This window comes from Paenibacillus sp. FSL R5-0475 (assembly GCF_038004585.1).
Classification (GTDB): Bacteria; Bacillota; Bacilli; order Paenibacillales; family Paenibacillaceae; genus Paenibacillus_AQ.
Genome location: NZ_JBBORK010000001.1, coordinates 927,224 through 953,079 on the forward strand (window position 1 = coordinate 927,224; position 25,856 = coordinate 953,079).

General features: G+C 43.3%; 19 protein-coding genes. 13 read left to right on the plus strand and 6 right to left on the minus strand.

The genetic code is table 11. The annotated features are described in order from the left end of the window. Positions 1–65 precede the first annotated feature (65 nt). Entirely contained in the window at positions 66–440 is a 375-nt protein-coding gene (locus MKX41_RS03890) for a hypothetical protein (protein WP_339802522.1), read from the plus strand. A 134-nt stretch (positions 441–574) separates the two neighbouring features. Here the strand turns inward: MKX41_RS03890 and MKX41_RS03895 are convergent, their stop codons facing one another. Beyond that, positions 575–973, minus strand: coding sequence for a cytidine deaminase (locus MKX41_RS03895; RefSeq protein ID WP_036689594.1), 399 nt, complete (start codon positions 971–973; stop codon positions 575–577). Between the two features lie 267 nt (positions 974–1,240). Between MKX41_RS03895 and MKX41_RS03900 the strand changes: the two genes are divergently transcribed. Next, positions 1,241–2,200 (plus strand): methylenetetrahydrofolate reductase, encoded by a 960-nt coding sequence (locus MKX41_RS03900; RefSeq protein WP_340968767.1) that lies wholly within the window; start codon positions 1,241–1,243, stop codon positions 2,198–2,200. Positions 2,201–2,561: 361 nt separating this feature from the next. Continuing rightward, the gene (locus MKX41_RS03905; RefSeq protein WP_340968769.1) at positions 2,562–4,550 is read left to right on the plus strand and encodes a translation factor GTPase family protein; all 1,989 of its coding nucleotides are present in this window, start codon (positions 2,562–2,564) and stop codon (positions 4,548–4,550) included. A 15-nt stretch (positions 4,551–4,565) separates the two neighbouring features. Here MKX41_RS03905 and MKX41_RS03910 read toward each other — a convergent pair whose 3' ends face one another. Continuing rightward, positions 4,566–4,904 (minus strand): winged helix-turn-helix transcriptional regulator, encoded by a 339-nt coding sequence (locus MKX41_RS03910; RefSeq protein ID WP_042126439.1) that lies wholly within the window; start codon positions 4,902–4,904, stop codon positions 4,566–4,568. Positions 4,905–5,056: 152 nt separating this feature from the next. Between MKX41_RS03910 and MKX41_RS03915 the strand changes: the two genes are divergently transcribed. Beyond that, positions 5,057–5,968, plus strand: coding sequence for a DsbA family oxidoreductase (locus tag MKX41_RS03915; protein ID WP_340968773.1), 912 nt, complete (start codon positions 5,057–5,059; stop codon positions 5,966–5,968). A gap of 132 nt (positions 5,969–6,100) precedes the next feature. On the opposite strand, the gene MKX41_RS03920 is transcribed toward MKX41_RS03915, so the two are convergent. Then, a complete protein-coding gene (locus MKX41_RS03920; protein ID WP_340968774.1) occupies positions 6,101–6,997 on the minus strand; it encodes an AraC family transcriptional regulator in 897 nt (298 codons plus the stop codon). 141 nt (positions 6,998–7,138) lie between these two features. On the opposite strand from MKX41_RS03920, the gene MKX41_RS03925 reads away from it, so the two are divergent. From MKX41_RS03925 to MKX41_RS03945, 5 genes are all read left to right on the plus strand, one after another. Then, entirely contained in the window at positions 7,139–7,759 is a 621-nt protein-coding gene (locus MKX41_RS03925; RefSeq protein ID WP_340968776.1) for a DapH/DapD/GlmU-related protein, read from the plus strand. Then, positions 7,756–9,108 (plus strand): MATE family efflux transporter, encoded by a 1,353-nt coding sequence (locus MKX41_RS03930; RefSeq protein ID WP_340968778.1) that lies wholly within the window; start codon positions 7,756–7,758, stop codon positions 9,106–9,108. Before MKX41_RS03925 ends, MKX41_RS03930 begins: the two co-directional genes overlap by 4 nt. 28 nt (positions 9,109–9,136) lie before the next feature. Then, positions 9,137–9,520: a VOC family protein gene (locus MKX41_RS03935; RefSeq protein WP_042186963.1), complete on the plus strand. Its 384-nt coding sequence runs from the start codon at positions 9,137–9,139 to the stop codon at positions 9,518–9,520. 12 nt (positions 9,521–9,532) lie between these two features. Continuing rightward, entirely contained in the window at positions 9,533–10,180 is a 648-nt protein-coding gene (locus tag MKX41_RS03940) for a sugar O-acetyltransferase (RefSeq protein WP_340968782.1), read from the plus strand. Between the two features lie 227 nt (positions 10,181–10,407). Continuing rightward, a complete protein-coding gene (locus MKX41_RS03945; RefSeq protein ID WP_042186968.1) occupies positions 10,408–10,890 on the plus strand; it encodes a DinB family protein in 483 nt (160 codons plus the stop codon). A 132-nt stretch (positions 10,891–11,022) separates the two neighbouring features. Here the strand turns inward: MKX41_RS03945 and MKX41_RS03950 are convergent, their stop codons facing one another. Both MKX41_RS03950 and MKX41_RS03955 read right to left on the minus strand, forming a co-directional pair. Beyond that, positions 11,023–12,633, minus strand: a complete 1,611-nt coding sequence (locus MKX41_RS03950) for a response regulator (RefSeq protein WP_340968785.1) — start codon at positions 12,631–12,633, stop codon at positions 11,023–11,025. A 30-nt stretch (positions 12,634–12,663) separates the two neighbouring features. Further along, entirely contained in the window at positions 12,664–14,442 is a 1,779-nt protein-coding gene (locus MKX41_RS03955; RefSeq protein WP_340968786.1) for a sensor histidine kinase, read from the minus strand. A 351-nt stretch (positions 14,443–14,793) separates the two neighbouring features. Here MKX41_RS03955 and MKX41_RS03960 point away from each other — a divergent pair, with 351 nt between their 5' ends. The 4 genes from MKX41_RS03960 (at position 14,794) to MKX41_RS03975 (ending at position 24,822) form a co-directional block, all read left to right on the plus strand. Beyond that, positions 14,794–16,137, plus strand: a complete 1,344-nt coding sequence (locus MKX41_RS03960) for an ABC transporter substrate-binding protein (RefSeq protein WP_340968788.1) — start codon at positions 14,794–14,796, stop codon at positions 16,135–16,137. Positions 16,138–16,209: 72 nt separating this feature from the next. Further along, a complete protein-coding gene (locus tag MKX41_RS03965) occupies positions 16,210–17,148 on the plus strand; it encodes a carbohydrate ABC transporter permease (RefSeq protein ID WP_340968790.1) in 939 nt (312 codons plus the stop codon). Between the two features lie 15 nt (positions 17,149–17,163). After that, complete coding sequence (locus tag MKX41_RS03970; RefSeq protein ID WP_081392974.1) at positions 17,164–18,003, plus strand: carbohydrate ABC transporter permease; 840 nt, start codon at positions 17,164–17,166, stop codon at positions 18,001–18,003. 156 nt (positions 18,004–18,159) lie between these two features. Next, on the plus strand, positions 18,160–24,822 hold the full coding sequence (locus MKX41_RS03975) for an S-layer homology domain-containing protein (RefSeq protein ID WP_340968791.1): 6,663 nt from the start codon (positions 18,160–18,162) through the stop codon (positions 24,820–24,822). Positions 24,823–24,926: 104 nt separating this feature from the next. Here MKX41_RS03975 and MKX41_RS03980 read toward each other — a convergent pair whose 3' ends face one another. After that, complete coding sequence (locus tag MKX41_RS03980) at positions 24,927–25,763, minus strand: helix-turn-helix domain-containing protein (RefSeq protein ID WP_052404241.1); 837 nt, start codon at positions 25,761–25,763, stop codon at positions 24,927–24,929. Positions 25,764–25,856: the final 93 nt, after the last annotated feature.

The following is a 25,856-nucleotide window of genomic DNA, read 5'->3' on the forward strand; positions in this document are numbered from 1 at the left end:
TGTTATAAGAAACAAAAGAAAAAAGAATCAAAAATTATAGATAATCATTGAGAGGTTTTAACTATATGAGTTTGATAATTAGTGTAATTCAAAAGGGAAGTATAATTGTAGATACTAATTTTTTGGAGGAGCAGGTACCCGCACCACATAATAATTTGTTTGGTTTCGAATCATGCAGAAAAACTCTCTGGGGAAATGATTTAATTAGTGAACTCGGATGTGAGTTAATATATTCTTTAAAGAATACGAATATTTTTGCATTTGATGAAGGAATAGAAAAACTGGAAAGTGAATTCCTTATTTTGCTTGATAATTTAGATACTATAGAACTACATACAGACTATGATAAAGAATTTATTGAATTTAGTGTCAGAAATGCTTTGGAAATGATAAAGGTAGTACTTAAAGAAAAAGATAAGGTTGGAATTGCGATTTGGTAAGTCACAACGTATTTACGCAGTGTGTCTGGTCTGTGAACTCTGTGTTCTGACTAAGCTTTTAAACACAAAAACACGCGTACTTGTCTAACACAGGTACACGTGTTTTTGATATTCCACTATGGTAGGTATTATTTTTACATATCTAAATTTTTGAATGCGTAAGGCAATAAATCCCTTAAACTCAGCTCTAAGATTTCTTTTTTCTCATTGGTTAAATAGACAGGCATGTCGGGCAAACAGAATTCCGATAATACTTGTCTGCAGATACTGCATGGCGGCAGAAAATCCATTGTGTCACCTGCTACAGCTATAGCCTGAAAATCACCTTTAGTATAGCCCTTTGTAATAGCTGTGAAGATTGCTGTTCTCTCTGCACAGTTAGTAGCACCAAAAGATACATTTTCTACATTTACTCCATTAATAACATTTCCATCTTTAAGTAATAAGGCTGCTCCAACTGGAAATTTAGAATAAGGGGCATAAGCAGCTTTCTTTGTGTTACGTGCGCTTTCCATTAATTCTTCTTTATTCATAATACTCACCCTTTTTAAATAAGAATGAACCTTTCGGTCCCCTTATCGCCAACTTTAAGGTTGGCAGGACTTCTAATATTATAGTCAGACCAAATGGTTGTCAACATTAAAATCTAGAAGTTCCGCTTCCATGATGTACTACTCGATAAGTACCAATAGGGAATCATAGCTTTAAAATATAACTAGATATAGTAAATATAAGTTATACATATTAAGCCTGCCATGGTAGCCTTAACTTAAAAGAGACGTGTAGAGGAGTTTTTTATTTTGGGAGCGGCAGAGAGTACATTTAAACAAAAAATATTGAGCAAGAAACCTGGTATTTTAACATATGGGATGACACCACCGAAGGCAAGCCATTCACCAGAAAAGATATCAGAAATTGCACAGAAACAGGTTGAAAGACTTAAAAACGTTGATTTAGATGCTTTAATTCTTTACGACGTCCAGGAGGAAGCAGAAAGAGTTGATCATGAAAGACCTTACCCATATTTACCAACGATTGATCCGGCTGTCTATGGTGATAAATATCTAAGACAAGTGGAGGTCCCGAAAATAATTTATCGGTGCGTCGGTAATGATACAAGAGCTTCGTTCGCGGATTGGATTAAGACTGACGAAAGTGAAGACAGATTTTCCGTGTATGTGGGCGCTTCATCAAGTAAGCAAGAGGTGAAATTGAATTTACCAGATGCTTATAAGCTAAGCAAACAGTTAAATAGTAATTTAAATTTTGGAGGAGTTGTCATTCCTGAAAGACATATAAAAAAGAATGATGAGCATACACGGATTGTCGAAAAGATTAACAATGGATGCAGCTTTTTTATCACTCAGGCAACTTATAATGTAGAGGCGTCAAAGAATTTATTGTCTGATTTATATTATTACTATACAAATAAGGGTTTTGAAATGGTTCCTATTTTATTTAATCTTGCACCATGTGGCACAGCGAAAACATTACAATTTATGAAATGGTTGGGGATCAGTATCCCGGGATGGTTAGAAAACGAGTTGAAATACTCGAACGACATTTTGGATAAATCCATTCAGCTATCTCAAAAAATATTTGAAGAACTATTTGAGTTCGGGCTGGAGAAGGGAATTCCAATTGGATGCAGCATTGAAAGTGTTTCAACAACTAAGTTGGAAATTGAAGCATCCATACAGCTTGCTAAAGATGTAAAGGCATTTCTAGATAAAAAGCTGTTGAGTCTAGAGAGTAGATGATTTATTGTTTTAAGGAGATTAGAAATATTAACGTTATCGCATTGAATTTTCTAACAGTGAATTCTCGTTTAAAATGAAAAACCACAAAAACTAACTATTCATTGAGCCGGTAATCCTTTCTGTTAAGGGTTACCGGTTTTTTTATAAGTTAATAGGGACATAATCATCATCTCAATAGCTTTTCTAGTGTCTTTCTTGCATATTATTCTAGCTAAATCCTTCATCGAGGATGGTTATGTCATTGGATAATATGGATCTTCGGGCGTTACCGCATGCTGTAGGTGGTGAGAGATTCTGTACAAGCTACTAGATTTCGGCTACGATTCTTATATAACAGATTGACTGAATGGATGGTAGAAATATGTATTGTAAACTGTCAGAAGCATCACCAATCACCATCGGACTGCTAGCACATGTTGATGCCGGCAAAACCACCTTCGCAGAGCAGCTCCTATACCATGCTTCCGGAATTAAGACTCGGGGGAGAGTCGATCATCAGGATGCCTTTTTGGATAGTCATGAGATGGAGCGGGCACGGGGGATAACGATTTTTGCTGACCAGGCGGTGATGAAATATAACGAACAATCGTATCAGCTCATTGACACACCGGGGCATGTCGATTTTTCAGCTGAGATGGAGCGCGCTTTACAGGTCATGGATTATGCGGTAGTCATCTTAAGTGCTGTGGAGGGCATTGAAGGGCATACCGAGACGGTCTGGCAATTGCTACAGGAATATGGCATACCCACTTTTATATTTATTAACAAAATAGATCGTACCGGTGCTGACGTCCAGCGTGTGCTAAAAGCGTTAAGGCAGCAATTTTCGCCGGATATGTTGTATTTGGCAAAAGGTCTAGATCAGAGCGTGCTGCCTGAAGAGGTCATTACCGCCGTTGCTGAGCGAGATGAAACCTTGATGGAGGCATATCTCGAAGACAACATTTATCCTGGGCAGGTATTGGCTACGCTGAAACAAATGGTTAAAGAACGGGTGGTTTTTCCCGTTATGAGTGGAGCAGCTCTATTGGATCAGGGGATTGCGGAATGGATGCAGACGATGCAACTACTAATGGAATCTACTTATGAAGTAAATGCAGTGTTCGGGGCACGAGTATATAAGGTGCGTCATGAGCTGCAAGGCACGCGACTGACTTTTATGAAGATATTAGCTGGAAAGTTACGGGTACGGGAGGATCTCTGCTATAGCACTTCAGAACATGAGGAGTTAAGCCAGAAAATCACTTCTATTCGTATCTATCATGGGGGGAAATATACTTCATGCGATGAGGCTTCCGCGGGACAGCTTGTTGCCGTTACGGGCCTAACTGATGCAGCCATTGGACTGGGTATAGGTAATCATTCAGATCAAGTAGAATCCCGTCTTGTGTCAGCGTTGAAATCCAAAGTTGTATTCAATTTGGGGATATCATCCAGAGAAGTGCTACGCTATTTCATGATCCTGCAAGCCGAAGACCCTACGCTGCAAGTGACATGGGAGGGCAAGCTGGAGGAGATTCATGTTCATGTGATGGGAATGATCCAGCTAGAGGTACTTCAGCAGGTGGTGTTAGACCGTTTCCAGCTCAAGGTATCGTTCTCCAAGCCAGAGATATTATACAAAGAGACGATCGCAGACATTGTGATTGGTTGTGGGCATTTCGAACCTCTTAAGCATTATGCAGAGGTGCATCTCCGGCTTGCGCCTGCGAAACGTGGTGAGGGAATTACATATCGGAGTACATGCCATGTTGAGCAGCTCAGCACAGGGTATCAGCATCTCGTCGGTCAGCATTTACTAGAAAAGGACCATCGTGGAGTTCTTACCGGCTCTCCCGTCACCGATCTGTATATAACGCTTTTAACCGGGGCAGCGCATCAGAAGCACACTCATGGCGGTGACTTTCGGGAGGCGACACTGCGGGCACTGCGGCAGGGATTGGAGCAAGCGAACAAAATTCTACTGGAACCCTATTATCAATTCAAAATCAAAGTCGATGCAGAGCTGATCGGACGCGTAATGTCTGATATACAGCTGGCCCATGGTGAATTTGACCCGCCAGAAATGCTAGGTGAATCGATGTTTATTCAGGGACGTGCGCCTGTCGCGACGTTCATGCATTATGCAGTAGAGCTTGCTTCATTCACGAAGGGCAAGGGAGCAATCTCGATGAAGTTAGGCGGTTATCAGCCATGTCATAACCCGGAACAGGTCATCGCAAGGATTGGATACGACCGCAGCGCTGATCCTGAGTACACCTCCAGCTCTATGTTCTGTGCAAAGGGAGCGGGATATAGCGTTCCTTGGGATGAAGCGCCTTCGTATATGCATTTGGAGATTCAGGAATAGGAGTGAGAAAGCATTCTAGGAATTATCCTTCACCCCAATATTTCTTTGTCCCCATTCAACAACGGATTCAATTAAAGGCACTAATTCTTTTCCAGATGAAGTCAGAGAATACTCAACTCTTGGTGGTACTTCGTTATACTGCTCCCGATGAATGATTCCATATTCTATAAGATCCCTCAGTGAGTTGGTTAAGGTAGTCCCTGTTATTCCATGCAGTCTTCTTTTTAACTCGTTATAGCGTATGTTGTCGTTCTCACTAAGAATGGCTAGGATCGGGAGGTTCCATTTTCCGCTGATTACATGGAATGCGAAGGTTGCAGGACATAATTGATCAAGTCTAAATTCGTATTTCATACATAACTCCAATCTAATAGTATTATTAAAGATACTTAGTATTAAAAATAAACGTACTTGTTTGATTTTGTATTGGTATTATAATACTCCCATACAAAGAACTTCTACAAGAGGGCACTTTCTTTGATTCTCCAGCGAAAGGTGATTTATATATGAATAATTCAAATATGATGTGTGACCTTAAAACCGGTGTCTGTGGGCCAGGGGATGAAGAGCAAATGGAAATGATCGACTTTAATCTACAGTCCCCCAAAATCACACTTTACTATGCAACAGATCCGATCTGTTCCCACTGTTGGGCGCTTGAGCCGGTACTCAATCGTTTTATTCTGCAGTATGGTCAATATTTTAATGTGAAGACGATTATGGGTGGTTTGCTTTCTAGCTGGCATGGTTTTGCAGATGTCTCCAATGGCATTCAACAGCCTTCGGATGTTGCGGAGCATTGGAGAGAAGTCGGTTTACATTCACGTATGCCTATCGATGGTTCTTTGTGGAAAAATAATCCGATTCTTTCTTCGTACCCGCCATCTAGAGTATACAAGGTTATACAAAATATATATCCGGGTAAAGAAAATGAGTTTTTGCGTCAGGCAAGAGAAGCTGTATTTGCCTTCAATCAGAATATTGGAGAGGAGAAAACATTAGTTGATATAGTCAACAACATTGGGCTAAATGGCGAAGAAATAGTGGCGGATGCTGCTCTTGGATCGGCACAAGATTTGTTAGAGCAGGATTTTGAGTTAGCAGGCAGACTTGGTGTACGTGGATTTCCAACCATTATCATGGTGAATGAAGAAAATAAAGGTGTTAAAATTGTGGGGGCACGATCATTAGAAGCCTATGTCGACGGACTTCAACAAGTTTACAATGGAGATGTAAAAGCTGAAAATGTTCCACCTCTCTCTGAACTTATCAAGGAAGGAAACATTTTGTTCTCCAAGGAAATTGAAGTGTTGTATGATATTGAATCTAGTGATATGGAGTCATTTATAGCCACGGAAATGATAGAGGGGTCATACAGTATTAAGCGTGTTTTAGGTGAATCATACGTTGTATCTTAATTATAATGAAAGAAGCCAGTAACCCAAAGAACTTTGGATTTACTGGCTTCTTTGGCATTCGCGAGGGTGGATTTGAGATCGCGAGTGCCAAACCGAAAAATAAGCTATTCTTGGGAAGCACCCGTCAATAAGCTAATTTGAATGGGAAGGTGTTCGAGATTTCTTTCGGTAATTCTGAGGCGTCAATCCAGTCTCATTACGGAAAACTGATGAAAAATAGCTCGCACTTTGAAATCCGCAGTTCATCGCAATTTCACTAATCGATCGATTAGTTCCTACCAGCATCTCGGAGCTCTTTTGAATACGATATCGCACTAGGTAAGTATTAGGCGTTTGGCCAATGTATGTGCCAAACAACTCGCAGCATCTGCTCCTGCAAACAGACCCAGCGGTAGCGATGTCATTCAGGGTTACTCTAAGGTCAAAATGATGATGAATAAATCCTGTCATTTTCCAAACGGCAATCCATGACTGGTCATCATTTATCTGCCCAGGAACCCTCTGTATATGATCTCCGACGTCTGCACATAGTGATGTAGCCAGTGAAAGAAGGCGTAGTGGGTTGCAAGGAGTGCTGTTCATTTCTTCATAAATCCGATGTAAGGAATACAGGATGTCCTTTCCCCACGTGCTTTGTGAAGTAATCATAATATAGTCTTCAGTATTAGAACCGAATTTCTCATCCCAATATACTTTGCCTACATGTGTGTTTATTCCGAGTAGTGAAGGATGGACAGCAACGACAATGAATGTACAATCCAATTTATTGGTGGAGAAACCATAATGCATACGCTTGCTATTAACGAATATTCCGTTACCTCGTTCAATCAGTACAATTTCTCCGTTTACAAAATACTCCATCTCCCCATCTAGTACTAAAATAAATTCCAAGTCCGGATGCCAATGGCATGCTGCTGCATATTTATCGAAATGATTAAGTGCTCCTTTTCGTACGTATAGCGGAAAATCAGGAAGATTATAATTTAGTTCTTCCGATAAATCAGAGAATACTTCCAGCTCTGCACTCACAATCACAGCTCCCTCAAACAAAATACGATTTTAATAGAATTATATTTGATTTCGGTGGATAGGACTACTAAGAAATTATACAATTTTGATATTGCTCGACAATAATACAAAATCCAAAAGATATTATAAGGAGCCAGAAATATGACGATGAGAGAACGTATTGCCTCCGGTAAACTATTTACTGATTACTGTGAAGGACTGCCTGAAGACAGACTACAGGCAAAAAGAAGAATGCATGCCTTTAATATAACAGCGCCAGATAATCTAGAAAAACGTACACAACTCATGCAAGAGATATTTGGTAAAGAAACAAAGGTGTGGATCGAGCCGCCCTTTTACTTTTGCTATGGTACGAACATTGAGATTGGAGATGGAACGTACATTAATTTTAATTGTAATTTTGTTGACGACACTAAAATTATTATCGGAAAAAATGTTATGTTCGGTCCATCTGTAACGATTGCTACAGTGGGACATCCAATCCATCCAGATTACAGAGGATATATGTATGCTGATCCGGTGAAAATTGAGAACAATTGTTGGATCGGGGCGAATGTTACAATTTGTCCAGGGGTCATTATTGGAGAAAATACCGTTATTGGTGCCGGCAGTGTTGTAACAAAAGATATTCCGGCTAACTCTATTGCTGTTGGTAATCCATGCAGGGTGATGCGCACCATTAATGAACACGACCAAAAATACTATTACAAAGACAAAGAGATCACTAAGGAAGATCTGGATGAAGAAGCACGTTTGAGATGAGAGATAAGCATTTCAATCGTCAATTGCTTAATTTGGTCATTCCGATTGCTTTACAAAACCTCATTTCATCGTTAGCCGTGACAATAGATATATTCATGTTAGGTTTTATAAACCAGTCTACAATGTCTGCTGTATCGTTGGCTGGGCAAATTACATTTGTTTTAACACTGTTTTACATGGGATTGGCAGCAGGTGTAGGGATTTTGACTGCACAGTATTGGGGAAAGAAAGATTTAATGACAATTGAACGAGTCTTTAGTATTGGATGTACGATGTCTATTATTATATCCGCTATCTTTTTTGGGATATCGCTGTTGATGCCGGATCAATTAATGCGATTTTTCACAAATGACGTCGAGTTAATTCAATATGGATCGAGTTTCTTGCGAGTGATCTCGTTCTCCTATCTGATAAGCGGAATATCTCAAATGTACTTTAGTGTAATTAGAAGCATGGAAAATGCCCGTGTGAGTGCCTGGATCAGTTCTATGTGTCTTATATTGAACATTCTCTTGAATGTATTAAGTATTTTCATACTTTATCCGGGTAATTCAGAAAAGGCTGTAGTGGCAGTTGCTTTCTCTACAGTTTTGGCACGTATCGTTGAATTTGGTTGCTGTATCATCCACTCGATCAAATCAAATATAAAGTTTAGGTTACCTTTACGTGACATGGTTCAGCGTAATTTGATTAAGGATTTTTTGAGGTATACACTACCCGTCCAAGGAAATTATATTGTTTGGGGATGCGCATTAACTGTGACATCTGCAATTATTGGACATGTCAATGCAGATATGGTCGCTGCAAATTCAGTTGCCTCGGTCGTTAAGAATCTGGTCATTGTATTATGTGGAGGTATTGCAAGTGGTGGCTCCGTACTTGTTGGTAAATATCTAGGCAATGGCGAAATTGAAATGGCTAAAAGAGCTGGGAAAATATTAAATGTATATGCTATTTTGTTTGGCATTGTTGCAGGTATTACTTTGCTATTACTGAAGCCTATAGTGTTTCTACTTGTTAATTTGGATGATCAAGCACAAATATATTTGAGTGGAATGCTTCTTGTCTGTGCTTATTGTTGTATTCCGAAATCGATAAACTCCACGACGATTGGAGGAATATTTGTTGCTGGAGGAGATTCTAGATTTGGCTTTTGGTGTGACACGATTGTAATGTGGGGCATCATATTACCATTAGGATACATGAGTGCGTTTGTGTGGCATCTCTCCCCTCTAACGATATTTATTATCATCAATTTAGACGAGGTTATTAAAGCCCCGATTGCCTTAATACGTTATTTTAAATTTAAATGGCTTAACGATATTACGAGGAATTATGTTCAAAACTAATACATGTAGGGACGGAAAGGAGATTTTTATGAAAATTGAACATATTGCTATGTATGTACAAGATTTAGAAAGCTGCAGACAATTTTATAGTCAATTCTTTAATGCGAAGTCAAATCGACAATACCATAATCCCAAAACGGGATTAAGAACCTATTTTCTCACGTTTGAGGGCGGCGCGAGATTGGAGATTATGAGCAGACCGGATATGGTAGAAGGAGTTCATGATCTCTTGCGGACGGGCTTAACTCATTTAGCTTTCAGCTTAGGCAGTAAGGAACAAGTCGATCTGCTAACCAAGCAATTGGCAGAAGCGGGATTTAGAACGTTAAGTGGACCACGGACCACAGGTGACGGATATTATGAAAGCAGTATTTTAGGGCCAGAAAATATTCAAATTGAACTTACTGTCTAAAAACTAAAAGAGGTGAACAATTTGACAGAAGAAGAACGAATATTCAAAGGGATATTATACAATCCAGGTAACATAGAACTAAAGCGTAAAAAGCTTCTCGCCCACAATTTGAGTAGTCAATATAGCCGAACATTTGAGGATCAGACAGAGGAGCGGGAAGCGATATTGTCACAGTTACTTGATAGCATAGGGGAGCATTCTTTTATCCAGGGTCCCATTTTTTTTCATTATGGTGTTCATACAAAAATTGGTGATCATTTTTTTGGAAACTATAACCTTACAGTCCAGGATGATGCACAGGTTACGATAGGTGATCATGTGAGTTTTGGACCTAATGTAACCATCGTTACGCCTATTCACCCATTCGTTGCCTCCGAGCGTAGGCAAATGCTTGATCAAAATGGTGATGCTGCGTCTTTATGCTATGCAAAGCCTGTTAGCATTGGTAACGATGTTTGGCTCTCAGCAAATGTAACTGTATGTGGAGGTGTTACGATTGGTGATCGATGCGTAATAGGTGCAGGTAGTGTCGTGACTCAGGACATCCCAGAAAATTCTTTTGCTGCAGGTGTACCGTGTAAGGTGATCCGTAAAATAACCAATCAGGATAGCATGCGCCATAAACCGGAAATACTTTCAGATTGCGATTTAATCGAGTAGAAATGTAACCTCCCAAACCATAGACCAGATTTTAGATGAAATAGAGACCATTAAGAGGGCGTTATATTATGCCAAAATCAGTAATACTCCGAAAGTCCCCTTTTTCTCAAGTTAAGTGAAAAATATGTTGGTCCTTTAGATTATTTGTAACAGACCCTGTGACAGGTTATAATTTAATTGGTATGACTAAGTAATCGTTATTTAACGACCAATAAAGGGGATTTCAAATGTACAGAACAGTTCAAGATTTTCTAGGAGAATGGGCAAGCGCTTCTGCAGGGACAATTCGCGTTCTTGAATCACTTACCGATGATAAATTAGATCAGGTAATTGTTGAAGGTCACAACTCATTGGGATGGTTAGGTTGGCACTTGGCAACCTGTCCGATGTTTTTTGGTGGTCAGGTAGGGTTAACACTTACTCCAGTAGGCAATCCGAAGGAAGTTCCGGCTCATGCGGCTGTGATTGTTGAAGCTTATAAGAATATCGCGGCTAATATTGCTTCTGAGGTTGAGAAATTAACGGACGAGCAAATGGTTGAGAGTGTACAGACCTTTGCTGGTTTAATGCCTCGTGGTGCAATGCTTAGATCGCTTATAGATCACCAGACACATCATCGTGGTCAAATGACTGTTCTCTTACGTCAAGCAGGTCTTCGTGTACCTGGCGTAATTGGTCCTACTAGAGAAGAACAAGCTCAAATGAAATAGTTACTGGTGTTTACGATAAAAATCTCGTTTCCTAGACATTTGTCTTGGAAACGAGATTTTTTGTTGTCGGACGGAGTGTCACTTTTATTGCTAAAGAATGCTGTTGCTTTTTGGAGGGGCCGGCGATCACTATCAGCCTGCTTCAATTTGTTGCATATATTCTCTGGGTGAAATCCCTGTCACTTTCTTGAAGACCTTACTGAAATAGAAGGCACTTTCATAACCGAGTTTTTGGGAAATTTCGTAAATACGACCTTCACCGCGCATCATCATTTCCTTGGCCACAGTGATTTTAGTCTCCGTGATATATTCTACATAATTGACCTTAGCGACTTTGGAGAACAGATGGCTTAAATAGTTTGGACTGAAATTGAAGACATCTGCTACTTGATTCAGTGAAAGCTTAGTGCCGAGATTTCTTTTGATGTATTCCTGGACATTTTTGACGATTTGTTCTTTATAGCTTTGTCTTCGAGTAGAGAGAATTTCCGAGCAGCCATCACGGAACTGAATCAACCAGCCGGCGATCTCTTCAATTGTATGCATCTGATAGATGGCCCGGTAGCCTTCCGGTTCATTTTCAAAGATATGCTCTACAATGTTTTCTCCATCCGCAAGAAGCGAAGTGGCCATATACAGAATATTGCAGGCAGCATCAGTGGCGGGCACCAGTAAGTCAGATCGGTCTTCGAAGATTTCAATCATCTTGGAGATGATGGTGTATAAAGCAAGGGTATCTAGTTCTTCAAAAGCACGGCGGATTTCCGAACGAGATTCAGAGAAATCAAACAACGGATGTTCCTGCTCTAGAGGTTCATTCTCATCGAAGAAAACAAAAGACCGTTCTTGCACGGCAACTGGCAATGCCTTTCGAGCTGCTAGGTAGCTCTCCCGCATTAAATAAGGGTCCTCGACGGCAAACCCTATGGCACCAATAATCGTTACATTGAAATAGTTATGTAATACGGATGCCATGTCGGTAAGTTGCTTCTCAATGTCAGACATCCAGTGACGGGGATTGACTTCGGGGACAGGTAGAGCAACGGCGAAATTACGTAAGTCAAGACTGGTGACATAGCAGGGTTGTATAGAAGTAAGCGTGTCCTTTGCCATTTGTACAGTGCTTGAGCATAAGGCAACCAGCTTATCTCCACGGGGAGGGACAGTGTCTGGGCCTAGAATGCGGCAAGTACAGACCAGGTAGGCGGGCTCGGAAAACTCTAACGCCAAATCCTCTTTCTGCAGGAGATACTGGTTCTTATTCTCGAACAGGTTATTAAACAGACGGATGAAGAATTTATCACGCTGCGCCTGAAGGTTGCCGCGGTGAACAAGCTTTGGGTAGCTTTCCATCGTCTGGTAACTCTCTAGAAAGGAAATGGCCTTTCGGATGGATTCGGCCAGTGCTTCCGGAGTAAGTTCCAGCTTTACTAGATAATCCGTGGCCTGCACCTCTAAAGCTGCGCGTGCATATTGAAATTCTTCATAACTAGTCAACATAATGAATAGCGGAAGTCGACCATATTTTTGGCGTATCGAAGCGGCAACCTCTAAACCGCTCTTAATTGGCATTTTGATATCGCTGATTACGATGTCCGGGCGGAGAGTGTCAATCATCTCTTCTTCTTGAGCACCGTTGTGCGCGATACCGACAATCTCTATATTATATTGCTCCCATTTCAGCATAGACTGCAAGCCGATACAGACAAGTGCTTCGTCGTCGGCAATTAATAATTTAATCAATTTGACCACATCCTTGCTAGATTTGCCATTCTACTCTTTTTGTATAAATGGTAGAAGGATTTTCATTAGAGTATACTGGCCCATTTCACTCTCAATTGAAAGACCGTAATTCTCCCCAAAGGCTAGCCGTAAACGCTCATTTACACTATGGAGTCCAACGTTCTCGAAAACTCCCCTAGTTCCATCCTCCGATTCACACAGAATGGTGGAGATTTGTTCTTCCTTCATGCCTACACCGTTGTCTTCAATCGTGACCAGGATATCGGCAAAGCCGCTTTTTTTCACCGTGATGAGAATATCTCCTCTACCTTTGGGCTCGATGCCATGGAAGATAGCATTCTCAACCAGAGGTTGTAACGTGAAACGGGGAATCAGGCCGGAGAGCAGTTCCTCATCTTCAATTTCCTTCACCATCGAGACTGTACTGCCATACCGGTATTTCTGAATCAGAAAATAGTCATCGAGCAGGCTTAACTCATCTTTCAGTGGCATTAGTCTCCGGTTGTCTTTGGCGATGCTCCGCAGCAGTCTGGAGAGTGAAGTAGTCATTTCTGCAATGCCGGTAGCATTCTGAATCGTAGCCATCCATTTGATCGAATTCAGTGTGTTGTACAAGAAGTGGGGATTGATCTGACTTTGCAGCATCCTGTACTCTAGCTCCTGTTTCTGCTTCTCGTCAGCGAGCTGGCTATCCATGAGCGCAACAATGTCCTGTGATAGGCGGTTGATACCTCGACCAACATCACCTAGTTCACTGTTCCATTCGATATTGCGGTCCAGCAAGAAGTTGCCCTGGGCAATCTTATCAATTCGCTTCTTTAATTTCTCTACCGGGAGACTGATGTTACGGGTTAAGTACAAAGTAATAATGCCGCTTAAGACGATGACAAGTAAACAAACGCCAAGCATTACCAGAATCCATATATTTGCTTTGGGAGCGAATTGATCATTGGATAAGGTCTGCGACAGAATCACTCCACTCCGCACGGGATAAGAGACCACAATTTGGCTTTCTTCATCCTCCAGCTTGATCATGGACAGCTCGGTTTGTGGACCGACAGGCTTATCATCGGTATAGGCCACAGGTTCATACGGCGTAGTCATTGCAGTCACTTTATCGCCAATGAGCTGATAATGATGATTGCCGAGCGTCAACAGCATTCGGGAATTCTTAGGCAGGGAATACCCCTTCAACTTGTCGGTAATTAAGGAAGTATTGGCGAGCAAGTAGACCGTTCCAATCCGGGCAGCCCCATCTCCGTAAATAGGTAGAACAAAAGGAATTCCGTTTGTGGTGGAGAGCGGGTCCTTAATTACTTGTTCCCACTGCTCCGCAGCATCTTTATTTAGTCCGGGAATTAGACCGATATTGTGCACAGTAAGTGGAATTGAAGTGCTGACGGAATTATCCACCTGCAGGAACTTTCCGTTGTTACCCGTAACAATCAAGCGGCGGACATAGCTATTGGAGCGATTGATCCGAAAGTCCTCCTGCATGGAGTTAAATACATTAACAGCATCCTTGGCGCTTGCCTTTGGAGATACAAAATAATCAGTGAGTAATGTATTGGTGGACGAGTTGGTGCTATTCGTCATCGCTAATGAGGAGAGATTAATCAAATCTTGTTCAATAATATGGGAAACTAGCTGCAGGTTGAACTCAGTCGCCTGGATGGTTGTTTTACGCTGATAATAGGTAATCAATTCATAGCTGAAAAAGGATAGCAGAGCGGCGATTAGTAGCGCAAAGATGGTCATGATCAGAATAATGCGGCTCTTAATGGTTGATTTTCTTACCGTATTGAACACTCCTCTACAAAATGCAGAAAAATATAAAGCGGTTTCAAAAATATCTTTCAATTAATGCATGTTCAAAGTTAATCTTCTATTTATAATATGCTTAACTAGTTTACCGATATCCATATTAACACCATAGCATATTCCTGTGATTCCATACAGTGGAAGGCAGAGGAGCTGAGAAATTTACATGTTTTAAATAGGATTTTACAGGTTTGAAGCAAGGAGGAAGAGAAGAACAAAGAAAAGTGAATGAACTGAGTTTGAAAATACATGCCATTCTAGATGGGAAAGTCTTAAACTTTGAAATAGATCGGATGAGCCGATCAGTGTAAACAATCAGAAGGAAAAGGGGATTTTTATATGAAATTGAAAAGATTCTATGGCATGACTTTTGCCACAATACTCTCCCTAAGTGCGCTAGCCGGATGTTCCGGTAATAACAACAACGAAGGCAGTGCTGCAACAGCTGCTCCAGAAACGGGAAATACTGCAAACGCTTCCGCTGAACCGAAACAGGATCCTGTGACCTTGAAATGGGCATTGTGGGATTGGGAAGCCACAGCATACTATCAGCCGTTGATTGATGCCTATAAAGCTGAGCATCCGAATGTAACGATCGAATATGTCGATCTTGGTTCCACTGACTATATGACAATGCTGAGTACACAGTTGTCCGGTGGTGCAGATCTGGATGTACTTACGATTAAGGATATTCCTGGATACTCAAACCTCGTGAAACAAAATCACTTGGAGCCGCTCAAGGGATTCATGGGAGACAAAAACATTGATCCATCCGTCTATGGCGGTACTGTAGAACAGATTGAAGTGAACGATGAAGTGTATGCGCTTCCTTTCCGGAGTGATTTCTGGGTTGTCTACTATAATAAGGACTTGTTTGATAAAGCGGGAGTGGAGTATCCAAGTAATGATATGACATTCGACCAATATGATGAACTTGCTAGAAAAATGACCTCCGGCAGCGGTTCTGAAAAAGTATACGGAGCCCATTATCATACTTGGCGGAGCGCGGTTCAATTGTTCGGTATTCTTGACGGTAAGAACAACGTTGTCGGTGGAAACTACGATTTCCTGAAGCCAACCTATGAACGGATCTTGAAAGAACAGGAAGATGGTATCGTTATGGATTACGCCACACTAAAGACTTCAAGCACGCATTATTCCGGTGTATTCTACAACAATTCCGTTGCGATGATGAACATGGGCAGCTGGTTTATAGCAACTCAAATTGAAAAGGTGAAGAGCGGCGAGTCTCAATCGACCAACTGGGGAATTGTGAAATATCCTCACCCGGATGGCGTGGAAGCCGGTACAACACTGGGTACAATTACTTCCCTGGCTGTAAATCAGAAATCCAAAAATAAAGAAGCGGCACTTGATTTCATGAACTTTGTGACTGGTGAAGAAGGTGCAAAAGTCATTGCTTCCACCGGAACCATTCCAGCGATTAAGAACGATGAAGTTATCAGTTCCATTACTTCGATTGACGGTTTCCCTACGGATGATAACAGCAAAGCGGCACTGACTACGGTTCAGACTTATTTGGAAATGCCAATGCATGAAAAGAGTGCGGACATTGAAGTAATTCTAAACGAAGCCCACGATAACATTATGACCAAAAACGCTTCGATCGACGAAGGCTTGAAGGATATGAATACGCGCGTACAGCAGCTCTTGAACAATTAACCTGAAGAGAGTTGGTGAATTCTAAGGGCGGGTGAAAGCCCGCCTTTTATAGAAAGGTTTGGAGGAGAAAGAATGCAGAACGAAACCATATTGGATACAAAAAAAATTCCTAAACGTCATTTGTCAAAAGGTGTCCGGGAAAACCTGGTAGCGTACAGCTTCATTGCGCCGAACTTTATCGGATTTGCCGTGTTTACACTAGTACCCATGTTTTTCGCCTTTATCCTAGCTTTTGTGAAATGGGATGGGGCCAATCCAATGAAATATATCGGATTGGACAATTTCACCCGGCTTATTAACGATACAACATTTCATAAAGCATTATGGAATACCATTGTTTACACTATTGGGGTAGTACCGTTCACCATGATTGTTGCGCTGGCGCTGGCGATTTTGCTTAATCAGAAGATCATGGCCCGCAATTTCATGAGAACCGTATTCTTTTTCCCATATGTGGCATCCTTGGTAGCCGTTGCTGCCGTATGGAACTTTATCTTCAGCCCTACGATGGGGCCGATCAACAATATTTTGCATACCCTTACCGGTATCCCACTGGAGGATCTTCCCCGCTGGGCGGCGGATAAACACTGGGCGATGTTCACAGTAATACTGTTCACTGTGTGGAAAAACATGGGTTATTACATGGTCATTTACTTGGCAGGTCTACAGGGGATCAACCCTGAGTTGTATGAGGCTGCTGAACTTGATGGTGCTAACGCCTGGAGAAGATTCCGCAATGTGACGGTCCCTCAACTGGCGCCTACATCCTTCTTTGTGCTGATGATTCTAGTCATCAATTCGTTCAAAGTCTACGATATTTTTATCAACCTATTTGCCGGCGCTGATAACCAGTTGAACGATTCTACAAGGGTTATGGTTTATCAAATCTACAATACGGCGTTCCGTTCGCTTGATTACGGATATGCCAGCGCCATGGCCATTGTATTGTTTCTGCTGGTACTTGGCATCACCATCGTCCAGTTCCGCGGCGAGAAGAAATACGGACAATAGGAGGATTCAAAAGATATGGTGGGTACAAATAAAGGAATTAGAATCGGCACGATGGTGCTAGTGTATATTTTGTTGTTTGCTACGGTGCTCTGTATGCTTGTTCCATATATATGGATGTTGTCTTCTTCGCTCAAGCTGAACAAGGATGTGTTCTCATTCCCGATGCAATGGATTCCGGCGAATCCGCGCTGGGGAAATTTCGTGGATATCTGGACCCGTATTCCACTGGACCGCTTCATTTATAACACGGCGAAATTATCAATTATCGTAACGATTTTGCAGCTATTGACTTCAAGTTTTGCTGCGTATGCATTCTCCAAACTGCAATTCAGAGGGAAAAATGTTTTATTCCTTGGATATATCGCTACGATTGCGATACCTTGGCAGGCATATATGGTGCCGCAATTTATCTTGATGCGTTACATGGGACTTAACAATACCCATCTGGCAATCATTCTATTGCAGGCATTCTCGGCTTTCGGAGTATTTCTGATGCGCCAGTTCTATCAGGGTGTCCCAGATGAATTATGCGAGGCGGCCCGAATCGATGGCTTGAGCGAATATGGGATTTGGGCGAGAATTATGCTGCCACTATCCAAGCCGGCTTTGTCCACCTTGACGATTTTTACCTTTGTTGCTACTTGGAATGACTTCTTGGGGCCGATGATTTATTTGACGGATACGAAACTCAAGACTATACAGATTGGACTACGAATGTTCATTTCGCAATATTCCGCCGAGTACGGTCTGATAATGGCTGCAAGTGTGGTTTCCATTATTCCGGTTGTGATTGTTTTCTTGGCACTTCAGAAGTACTTCGTTCAAGGCGTCGCAGCATCTGGTATTAAAGGCTAGACAGGTTTGAACCTGGCAGTTGCAGTTTTCGCATGCTGCCAGTTTTTTTTAGCTTATCAATGAAATGAATGCGCTTTCTTTGTTTGCTGGGCGATAAAGTCAAATCAAGCATGAAACATGCCGAGAGACCATTTATAGCAAAAGGAGGATTAAAGAATGAGCAGAAAACACTCCGTTAGAAAAAAGCTATTCTCAATGATGATGACCACTGCGCTTGTAGTTGGAATGTTTCCGGCACTCCATATGCCATCTGTATCTGCGGCTACGGTGGATACTATTTTCGCAGCCGCCTTTATGGGGGCGAAGACATCTGCTGACACTACTTTGCCTGCTAGCATTGACATTGGAGGCCAGTCTGCGACTGTGAAATGGAATATAGGTGAAGATACCTTTGCCGTTCCTTATGACACAGTGACAGTCACGGGTACAGCGAATGATGGGCCGGTTGTTGCCAATGTAGAAGTTATTCCACCTTCAAGGAATCCATTGGTTTACTTTGTGGATAGCGGCAGAGGGGGCGATTCCGTAGGTAATGGTCCTACTTCTTCGCCACTGTACGAAGCAGTAAAAACGCTGTCCGGTAGCACATTGCTCAACCCGTCACCAGATCAGAAATATGTCAGCGGAACGACTGCCTGGGGATTTGATGATTCCATCAACAAGGTGAAGAACTCCAAAGACGGAGGACTTACCGATCCTGCAACTGATCCATCCATATGGACAGTAGGACTTCGTGCCGACCCTACTAGCAATCATATTGTATATAAATTAATGGCTCCAGAAGCTGGAACCTATACACTCAGTAGTGGTTTCCATGATTGGTATGGCAGCCGCACTCGAGTAATACAGCCTCAGATCGAATATAAGGATACAAATGGTGCAACAAAGACGATCTCGTTTGCACAATTCAATACTAATGTGACTCCGCTTATTTCCGGCGAATTCACTATTCCCGGTGATATCGACGCTAGTAGCTCTATGACATTGACCTATGCCTATGTTTCCGGTGAGAAACCAATCTTAAGCTGGTTCGCCGTTGCCAAGGGCGGGATTCAAAAAGAGATCGAAGATGCTCGGCAGAACGCAGCTTCCATGGTCAAGGTTCTACTCGACGGCAACGATATTAAAGCGGACAATGTCAACGGCCTAACATTCAAGGGATTTGGCGTACTAAGTGCCAACAGCACCAGTGCCCTGTTGATGGATTATAAGGCTGAGCATCCGGAAGCTTACGCAGAAATGTTGCGGATTCTGTTCGGTGGAGAGCATCCCATCATGACGCATGTAAAAATAGAGATGGGCAATGACCGTAACAACTCTACCGGCCCGGACCCGGCTACTATGCGTACGGCCGATGAACAAGCCAATGTCACTAGGCATCCCGGATTCCAGCTTGCGGCTGACGCCAAGGCTACGAATCCGGATCTCAAGGTCAGCATCCTGCGATGGAGTGCTCCGGCCTGGGCAAGCAACAACGATAAAATCTATACCTGGTATAAAGATACAATTCTTGCTGCTTACCGTGAGTATGGCTATATGGTCGACTACGTCAATCCCCATATCAACGAGCATACGCCGGATTTGACCTGGACCAAACAGTACGCTGAGCGTGTTAAAACAGATAACGAAGGTTTTGCAAGCCCAGTAGAGCAAGCGCTCTATAACCAGATCAAAGTTGTGATCTCTGATGAAGTAGGGATTGGTTCATTTGGCGGCAGTATGGTAAGCGACGCTTCTCTAAGGGATGCGGCTCCGATCGCCGGATATCACTATAACACTGACGACGACAGCGCAGGCAATTTCAAAAAGCTCGCAGAACAATATGATATTGAAGTATGGAACAGTGAGGCGCAGTCCACCTTCAGTAACTCTGCCTTCCGTCCCAACAATAATGTGAAGGACCCTACAGTGGAAGGAACCGGCATCGGCGGTGTTGGCAGTCCACTGGAGATGAGCAATACGATTATTAAAGGATTCGTCAATTCCCGCCGGACGCACTTTATTTATCAGCCGGCCATCGGCTCCTTCTACGAAGGTGGACAATATTCGTTTAAGGAACTACTTAGCGCACGTGATCCGTGGTCGGGATGGATTCATTATGATGCAGGTCTTGTTGCTCTGCAGCATTACAGCTGGTTCGCCAATGTGGGCTGGGAGAACGAGGATAATACGGCAGGGATTTGGAGAGCAGTTCCTAAGGCTAGCTCCACGGGTGCGACAGGCACTAACCCTGTTAGCGGTCGCAACGGTTCTCCTAGCTATATGACGCTTGCTTCACCTGACAGAAGCGATTTTTCAACCGTTATTGTGAACGATAGTGAATATGCCAAAACCTATAAGCTTCAGACGGTAAATATGAACTTTGTGGGTAATCCCTCATTGGAAGTATGGGAGACTCGTGCGGCAGACGCGGGCGAAGCTTTCAACAGCAATTATATGAAATATCTCGGGGATGTCGCTGTTGATGGCAGTGGGGTTTATACCATTCATGTCAAACCATATTCGACATTGACTGTGACCACTCTGAAGAACAAGGACAATGAGGCGTATCAAACACCGTTACCTGTAGAAGGCGACCGCATCGTGCTTGATACCGACGCCACAGGGAGGATTCAAAATACAGCGGACAATATCCTGTACGCCGATGATTTTGACTACTCCAATCAATCCGTTGTGAAGATCGGGGCAGGTGGGCAGAATGCTGGCACCCAAAGCTATATTGAATCCCGCGGCGGTTCCAAAAGTGTGATACCACGGTATACGCACGACCGCAACGGTGCATTTGAGGCGTATCTTCCGGACGGGTCTGACAACTATGTTCTGCGCCAACAGCTGGATACGGAAATTATGGGGCTGGGTGGTACTTGGAACGGTGGAGATCCCGTAACGGCTATCGGTGATAACCGGTGGACGAATTACAAGGCCAGTGTAGATGTTTCGTTCGAGACGAACAGTACGCAGGGCGGAGCTAATTATGCTGCGATTGGCGCACGGTATCAAGGAGGCGGCAGCTCTCACACTATAAACGGCACACCTTATGTACTGAAGTTCTGGTTTGACGGAGGTTGGCAGCTGCTGGTCAATAATAGCGCAGTAGCGAGTGGCAATGTAGTGAGCGGTTCCGGTGGAGTAAAGCTGGATGGATTTAACACCGCACATGATGCCTGGCATAACATTGCCATTCAGGTTGCAGGCGATAAAGTGACTGCCTATTTGGACGATGTGAAACTGGCTTCTTATACTGATCCGAACCCTGAATTGTCTGGTCGGGTAGATTTAGCCAGTGGATATTATCATGTTCGTTTCGATAATCTGAAGGTCGAGACGATTGACGGCTATACGCCATACTATTCCGAATTACTGGATAATCTTGAAATGTATGATTTGGCTGCTACACCAAACCCTAAATTAAAATACGGCGGTTTGTGGAGTCATCAAAACGGGGCTGGTATGTATATTTATCAACGTTCCCTATCTACCAGTCAAGGTGCAGCTGCTACGATGGAATATTCTTTTGAAGGCACCGGGTTAGATATTCTGGGACCGAATAATGGATCGGCTAAGTTAGAAGTGACTGTTGATGATGAAATTGTCACACTGTCAGCCGATACGATGGCCTCTAAAGAACTCTACCAAACGTACACGCTTCGCGGACTTAAATATGGACAGCATAACGTTCAGATAAAGGTATTAAGCGGTACTTTGGTTGTGGACGCGGTGGCCGTTGTTTCCGGTGAAGTAAAAGGTACAGCGGACACAGCTGCTCTTCAATCAGCGGTAATAGCGGCGAAAGAAGTTATCAAACTGGATGAATATTCGGATAGAGACTGGCAGCTTTTTGCAGCCGCACAGAACACCGCCCAAGAAGCACTAGACAATGCTGCTGATTTCAGACTGGATCAGGAAGGAGCTGTGCAACTCGCGGGACGTCTGATTTCTGCCCAGAACCAATTGACAACAGGGGATATACGGGAGCTTGCTGCTCCTCAGGATATTGCCACTTATGTCGGGAAACTGCCGAATCTTCCAGATAAGTTGGAGGCTACCCGAGAAGATGGATCTAAATTGCAGGTGTCTGTGAAGTGGAATTTAGACGCGGTCAGCTTCAACACACCCTATGAAAGAGTAGCTGTAATCGGCACTTATGGCAATCTAAAAACCACAGCTAATGTGGAAGTAGTGCCAGAAGGTCTCGTGTACTTTTTGGATGTCGGTGTTTCGGCGGATGTCGTCACACCACCCTATACGGTGATCAAGAATTTCGTGGGCGACAGCCTTCTGAATAGCACCGCGGATCAACTATCAACAGGCGCTGTGTGGGGTCATATCAATACAGGGGCAAATTATAATCTCAAAGGGCTTGGCGGTGTCGTGGTTATCACGGATAAAACTCAGACAGGTGTCTACAGCTCGAATACAAAGAATACACCTCTGATCTACACCCTCCCTCTGAGCGCAGGAAAGTACACGATTACATCGTTCCATCGGGACTGGTGGAATATGAGCAACCGCACGATGGATATCACGCTTAGCTACACTGATGCTGAAGGGAAGACAGTGAACGAAACGGTCAAGACCGGTGTACTCGCAGGTCCTAATGGCATCACGATCACTCATGACTTTACGCTGCCGGTGAGCGGCATCGTGAAATATTCGATAAACAATACGAATAGTCAGGCATCTGTGATCAGTTACTTAGCAGTGGCGAAGGACAGGGTCAGCATTGTCAATGAGCAGGCTGTAAACGAGGCTAAAAGTATTATAGAAGGTGCTGCATATAGCGTGCAGAAGGAAACAGCTAACAGCGAAGACGGAGTCCGGACCTGGCTGCTCCAAACGATGAACGGTTTAATCGGGTTCAGTGATACGGGGGTTACGCTGGGTGATATCACCCTATCTTCATTCCAGGAAGCTACTGATGACACAGCCGGCAGCTTCAGCTTCACAGTATTACTGAACAAGGGCGAGGCGAAGGCAGAAGCTGCGGCTAGCGGAACAATTAAGCTACCGGAGCCAGATATGAAGCAGCCGGAGATTACCTTGATAGGTGAAGCCATAGTCAATCTGCAGATCGGTTCTGAATATACGGATACCGGAGCCACTGCGTATGACGACCAAGACGGTGATATCACAGACCGCATCAATACAACGGTCAGCAGTGAAGTGTATGGTCTGACGGAGTTAGATACAGCGCAAGCGGATATCTACACCTTCCATTACAATGTCAGCGATGCCGCAGGCAATACGGCTGCGGAAGTCACCCGAAAAGTAATCGTATCGGAAGATCCAGATGTACTGAAGCCGGTCATTACACTGCTTGGTGAACCATCTGTTCAACTGGACAATGGCGCAAGCTATACAGATGCCGGAGCCACCGCAATGGATAACCGCGATGGCGATATTACAGAACGTATTGTGGCGACGATTACGAAGGATGGGAATCATACGGAGACGTTAGATACCTCATCAGCAGGCACTTATATTTATCATTATAATGTGAGCGATTCCGTGGGCAATACGGCTGTTGAAGTTATAAGAATAGTTACAGTGGGAGAAGCACAGCAACCGCCGACTTCAACACCAACGGTAGAACCAACACCGACAGTTGAACCCACAGCAAATCCTACACCAACACCTGTACCTGAAGTAACCTCAGGGCCGGTGTCGACCACAGCACCGACGGTATCGCCAACACCAACACCGCTGCCGCAGACCACGCGGATTCTTAACAGTGACGATTTCACGGCTCCGGTTGGAGGGGGAATAACAGTTCAGCTCACAGATGCTACTGATTCCGTACTGCTTCCTGTGGGAGTGTCAAATATTATCGGAGTGAACACGCTGCGTCTCGTATGGAATACATTTGCTATCCAACTGACCCCAGAAGCGCTAAAGAGTATCCAGGAGAAAGCTGCAGGAGGTCAAGTGGATGGAGCACGAATCAAACTCTCGGCCGTGAAGGCATCCAGAGTTGCCGTGGAACAGCTTATGAATAACCCAGCTGTCAACGGCTCGGTTCAGTTATCTGCTGCAAGTGATGTAATTAACTTCAGTTTGGAAGTTATTAGTACGAATGGCACTGCCGTACCGGTAACCCGTTTTGATAAGCCACTGACGCTTACCTTCATAGTAGATTCAGATTCCAATCCTAATTTGCTGGGCATCTACAATATAGCCGGGAACGGAGCTCTTGAATTTATGGGCGGAACGCTAGCTGATGGAAAATGGAGTACGGAAATACAGCATTTCAGCCAGTTTGCAGTCCTAGAATATGACAAGACATTCTTGGATGTCAGTACGGATAGCTGGGCGAGGGATGTTATTAAGATAATGGCGGCTAAACATATTATCCAAGGTATTTCCGATACTGAGTTTAATCCGCAAGGGAAAGTGACAAGAGCACAATTCGCGACCATGATTGCAAGAGCGCTAGGCTTAGAGGCAGGAAGTCATTCAACGTTTATTGATGTGGACTCCAAAGCTTGGTATGCAGAGTACGTTGCAGCCGTAAGCGAAGCGGGCATAGTGCTCGGACGTAGTTCGGATTCATTCGCACCGGACCGCAGCATTACCCGCGAGGAAATGGCCGTAATGATCGTTAGGGCTTATGAATATTTACAAGGCAGCAAGGTAAATGAAGTTTCAGCAGGCTCGTTCAGTGATTATTCCCTGATTCATGACTGGGCACAGAAATCAGCAAGTTTCGCTGAGCAGGCAGGGCTGATAAAAGGACGCGGCAATATGCAATTCGCACCGCAAGAGATGATGACCCGTGCCGATAGTGCGCAAGTCATCGCCAATCTGCTGGGATATTTGTAAGCCGCACTTCCATGAACCTGGCAGCTGCATTTAGCGGGTGCCAGGTTTTTTTATAAGTTCAAAGAAGGGTTTATACAATTGCGAGTCGTCGATAAGTGGCAATGTCAGCTTTTTTTGCCGTATTTTCCAGGTGGAATGCCCGTGATGTTCTTGAAAGTACGTATGAAATTGGCATAGTCATTGAAGCCGGATAGATAACAGGTTTCGGATACGGAGTTTCCGGAGGATAGGAGCTGTTTGGATAAAGCGATTTTTTTAAGCAGGACGTACCGGTAGATCGTTCCTCCTGTCTGCTGCTTGAACAGGTGACTAAGATAATATTTATCGATGTTTAATTCACCAGCGATCTGCTCTAGCGACAGATTCAGATGCAGATGGTTATCGATATAGCGCATGGCCGATTGAATATGCGATGAAATAATACTGGGTATGGTGGAACTAGTACGGCTATATAGCTCATTAATGAGGACCAGAATCTGGATCAGATAAGTTAAAGCCAGAACCTCACTGCCGTATTGAGGATTCTCCAAAATTGCAATCAGGCGATAGGCAAGGGTCATGTACTCTGCAAGCAGTGTTTCATCCATTTGAGCGAGATTCTGCTCTCCGGGCTGACGGTTCTGGAAACAGGCGAGCAGATTTGTGGTTGCGGTGCAGAAGGGATATACAAGTGGAGCTTTGAAATGAATTGTTAATCGTTCGTAAGGCTCCGGAGATAGATTAATGATTTTATGAATCTCGTGATTGTTGAATAAGAGCACATTGCCACGTTGAAGCGGGTAGCTGTACTGATCCACAAATCCGTTCACCGTGCCCCCTAAAAATAGGAAGATTTCAAAGTGATCATGAATATGAAAATCTTTGGTGGGTGAGATCGGTGAATTGCCGATGCCCGCCAGTATGTCGCCTTCGAACGGCTGATAATACTGGGCATGTTTCATCCGGATAACCCCTTTCAGATTAATAGCAACAAACGCAATAAATAATCATTAATCGCAAAGACATTGCAATAATACAACACTAAACTATAGAAG

What these genes read in the sequence shown, in the direction of transcription:
- MKX41_RS03960 (WP_340968788.1), top strand. Translation starts at nt 14,794, where the DNA reads ATGAAATTGAAAAGATTCTATGGCATGACTTTTGCCACAATACTCTCC.
- MKX41_RS03930 (WP_340968778.1), top strand. Translation starts at nt 7,756, where the DNA reads ATGAGAGATAAGCATTTCAATCGTCAATTGCTTAATTTGGTCATTCCG.
- MKX41_RS03895 (WP_036689594.1), bottom strand. Translation starts at nt 973, where the DNA reads ATGAATAAAGAAGAATTAATGGAAAGCGCACGTAACACAAAGAAAGCT.
- MKX41_RS03970 (WP_081392974.1), top strand. Translation starts at nt 17,164, where the DNA reads ATGGTGGGTACAAATAAAGGAATTAGAATCGGCACGATGGTGCTAGTG.
- MKX41_RS03890 (WP_339802522.1), top strand. Translation starts at nt 66, where the DNA reads ATGAGTTTGATAATTAGTGTAATTCAAAAGGGAAGTATAATTGTAGAT.
- MKX41_RS03910 (WP_042126439.1), bottom strand. Translation starts at nt 4,904, where the DNA reads ATGAAATACGAATTTAGACTTGATCAATTATGTCCTGCAACCTTCGCA.
- MKX41_RS03965 (WP_340968790.1), top strand. Translation starts at nt 16,210, where the DNA reads ATGCAGAACGAAACCATATTGGATACAAAAAAAATTCCTAAACGTCAT.
- MKX41_RS03915 (WP_340968773.1), top strand. Translation starts at nt 5,057, where the DNA reads ATGAATAATTCAAATATGATGTGTGACCTTAAAACCGGTGTCTGTGGG.
- MKX41_RS03935 (WP_042186963.1), top strand. Translation starts at nt 9,137, where the DNA reads ATGAAAATTGAACATATTGCTATGTATGTACAAGATTTAGAAAGCTGC.
- MKX41_RS03945 (WP_042186968.1), top strand. Translation starts at nt 10,408, where the DNA reads ATGTACAGAACAGTTCAAGATTTTCTAGGAGAATGGGCAAGCGCTTCT.
- MKX41_RS03925 (WP_340968776.1), top strand. Translation starts at nt 7,139, where the DNA reads ATGACGATGAGAGAACGTATTGCCTCCGGTAAACTATTTACTGATTAC.
- MKX41_RS03975 (WP_340968791.1), top strand. Translation starts at nt 18,160, where the DNA reads ATGAGCAGAAAACACTCCGTTAGAAAAAAGCTATTCTCAATGATGATG.
- MKX41_RS03905 (WP_340968769.1), top strand. Translation starts at nt 2,562, where the DNA reads ATGTATTGTAAACTGTCAGAAGCATCACCAATCACCATCGGACTGCTA.
- MKX41_RS03980 (WP_052404241.1), bottom strand. Translation starts at nt 25,763, where the DNA reads ATGAAACATGCCCAGTATTATCAGCCGTTCGAAGGCGACATACTGGCG.